This window comes from Trichococcus sp., from assembly GCF_049589555.1.
Lineage (GTDB): Bacteria > Bacillota > Bacilli > Lactobacillales > Aerococcaceae > Trichococcus.
The window spans coordinates 1-2837 of record NZ_JBAWAZ010000214.1 but is presented as its reverse complement, the minus strand read 5'-3'; the positions used below and the strand labels follow the sequence as shown (position 1 = coordinate 2837).

Sequence of the window (2837 nt, the reverse complement as noted above, 5' to 3'; positions counted from 1 at the left end):
GTTCTAATCGTGTTCGGCGTCATCATCCTGCTTGCCCTACTGTTCTTCTGGTGGCGGCATGCAAAAAAACAAAAGAATCTGGAAGCGCAGCAAACGGAAGATATTCTGAAGACGCCGTTGGATACGTTCGGTAATACCGAGGCGGAGGAACTTACGAAAAAATATGATGCCGATGTCCCGAAGCAAGTCGATACCAGTCCTACCCCGCAGGCAGAAGACGAAATCAAGAAAGACACGAACCCATAAGGAGGAAACAGAAATGGCAATACTGGAGAGATTCTCGGATATCATCAGTGCGAACATCAATGCTTTGATCGACAAAATGGAAAATCCGGCAAAAATGATCGACCAATACCTGCGAGACATGATGGAAGATTTGGCTGAAGTCAAAAGAAGCACAGCCGGCGTCATGGCGGAAGAGACACGGACCAAGCGTTTAGTCGATGAAAACCAGGCAGAAGTCATCAAATACACCGATTATGCCAAAAAAGCCTTGGAAGCCGGCAATGAGAACGATGCGCGCATTTTCCTGACCAAAAAGCAGGAATTGGAAAATGTCGGTGCAGGATTGGCTACTTCATACGCCTCGGCTCATGAAAATGCCGTCAAGATGCGCCAGATGCATGATAAATTGGCAACCGACATCGAAACGCTCAAATCCCGCCGCGAAATGATCAAATCCAAAATGGCGGTCGCCAAAACCCAGGAAACCCTGAACAAAGCGACGGATTCCATCGCCAGCACAAAAGGTGCCATGAGTTCCTTCGAACGCATGGAAGAAAAAGCCGACAAAATGTTGGATGAAGCGAATGCGATGTCCGAGTTGAACATGACGCCGATTGACGAAGCGAAGGCGCTGGAAGAAAAATATGCCAGCCAAGGATCGGCATCTGTCGAAGATGAGCTTGAGAAAATGAAAAAAGATATGGGACTATAAATTCAAATCAAATTTATAAAAAGTGCACCCTGCCGTTTTGGCAAGGTGCACTTTTTTGCTGATTTTGCGGAAACGCATTTTGAGGCGATTTCAATCGGGAATGTGTACCCACCATCATGAAACTCTCTCAAAACGCGTTATTTTTTTATTGGTGTTAAAATCCGAAATCGACACGTTTGTATACGTTGTTGATGTTCTCCTGGGTGATGTCGATATAGCGGAGCGTGACCGCTTGTGAAGAGTGCTGAAAGATTGTTTGGAGCAAGGAAATATCGACGCCCTGCTTATAGGAATGATAGCCGAAGCTCTTCCGCAGTGAATGGGCGCTCAAAGTGATGCCGATCATGTCCCCGGCATGTGCGATGATTCGGTGTGCTTGCGTACGCTTGATATGGCTGCTTTTGTCAGCGTTGGAATAGAACAAATAATCAGTTGCACCAAGCCCTTCCCTTTCCACATAATCCAAAATGGATTGCTTCAAGCGGTCATGGATGGCCAGTTCCTTCTTCTTGCCCGTTTTCATCTCGACGATCTGATACGACTCTTTCCCCAGCACTTGCCCTACCTTCACGTTCAAGATATCGCTGATGCGCAGACCTGTCCGGATAGCATACTCCAGCAACAGGCGATTTTTAGAATAAGGCGGATAAACGTCCATCAATGTTTGTATTTGGCTGATGTCTTTGATTGCATGGGTGGTATTCACTGAAATATCCTCTTTTTTCCTCTATTTTATGCCCTCCGATATCCAGGGGTTTTCGGTTGATTTCGTTAAAAAAAGCATACCATTTTGGCATTGATAAATCAACGTTTTATGAGGAACACAATTATACATGTGTTCCCCCTTTTGGTATATCATTCCCATCTTTTGAACGGCTGCAGAAACGACTTTTCAGACGATTTCGTGCATGGTTACGGCCAACTATGCGCGAAACGACACGACAGGCTCATCTAAGGGAATACTTTGACATTGCGTCGCAGAAGCTTCATAATTATTTAAAGAAATGATAATACATTTCGTTGTTTATCTTTGATACAATACAAACATGCTACGAAAGAAAGAAGGTTAAACCATGAAACTGAAAAAAATGATGACAGTAGGTCTGGCTTCGTTGACCTTATTGGGAATTACCGCTCCGGCAGCGTTCGCCGATAAAGTCGCAATCGAACCGATCTTCACTTACGGCGAGAGTCTGAACGCCGCCCAACTGGAGGAAACCAGAGAAACGCTGGGAGTAGCCGAGGGAACGAACGAGTTAGTCGTGGCAGTCAATGAATTGAACGGCTTGCTTCAGGATGATTACCCTTATAGCCAAGTCTATTCCAGCACGTACATCACGCCTGCCGACAGCGATGGTGCTGTTTCAGTGGAGATTCTGACTCCTGAAACCATCACTGCGATCACGGAGGCGCAATACAAGAATGCAGCCATCACAGCGGGCGCAGTGGATGTGGACATCAAAGTAGCATCCGCCGTCACAGTTGACGGATCCGGCGCATTGGCCGGTGTTTACAAAGCTTTTGCGGATTCAGGAAACACACTGGACGCAGCAGCTGTGGAAGTTGCCCAGGAAGAATTGGCTGTCACTTCTGCAGTAACCGAGGAAAACCAAGCCGACAGCGGCTATTCGGATGAATTGATGAACGCTGCGATCGTGGAAATGAAACAGGACATCCAAGAAGCCAAGGATGCGAACAACGGTAACATCAGCGCTGACGACATCCGTCAAATCGTCGAGGACGTGCTGAAGAACTACAACCTTGACACCATCCTGTCTTCGGACAACATCACGAACATCCAGAACCTGATGATCAATTTCGGTGACATCAATCTTACTGCGGCGCAGAAAGAACAGATTGCCGCTTTCGGTGAAGAACTGCAGGCAACCGGCGGAGAATT

4 protein-coding genes are annotated in these 2837 nt (G+C 46.8%); 3 read left to right on the top strand and 1 reads right to left on the bottom strand.

All coding sequences use genetic code 11. The features are described 5' to 3' along the window. Both WBV27_RS08060 and WBV27_RS08055 read left to right on the top strand, forming a co-directional pair. A partial coding sequence (locus tag WBV27_RS08060) for a hypothetical protein (RefSeq protein ID WP_424201005.1) occupies nt 1-246 on the top strand: 246 nt, incomplete at its 5' end. Nucleotides 247-259: 13 nt separating this feature from the next. Next, the gene (locus WBV27_RS08055) at nt 260-937 is read left to right on the top strand and encodes a PspA/IM30 family protein (RefSeq protein ID WP_086627915.1); all 678 of its coding nucleotides are present in this window, start codon (nt 260-262) and stop codon (nt 935-937) included. A 154-nt stretch (nt 938-1091) separates the two neighbouring features. Here WBV27_RS08055 and WBV27_RS08050 read toward each other — a convergent pair whose 3' ends face one another. Then, a complete protein-coding gene (locus WBV27_RS08050) occupies nt 1092-1643 on the bottom strand; it encodes a tyrosine-type recombinase/integrase (protein ID WP_424201003.1) in 552 nt (183 codons plus the stop codon). A gap of 367 nt (nt 1644-2010) precedes the next feature. On the opposite strand from WBV27_RS08050, the gene WBV27_RS08045 reads away from it, so the two are divergent. Continuing rightward, a partial coding sequence (locus WBV27_RS08045; RefSeq protein ID WP_424201001.1) for a DUF1002 domain-containing protein occupies nt 2011-2837 on the top strand: 827 nt, incomplete at its 3' end.

Excerpts from the sequence above, each read along its gene's own strand:
- WBV27_RS08055 (WP_086627915.1), top strand. The coding sequence starts at position 260 with ATGGCAATACTGGAGAGATTCTCGGATATCATCAGTGCGAACATCAAT.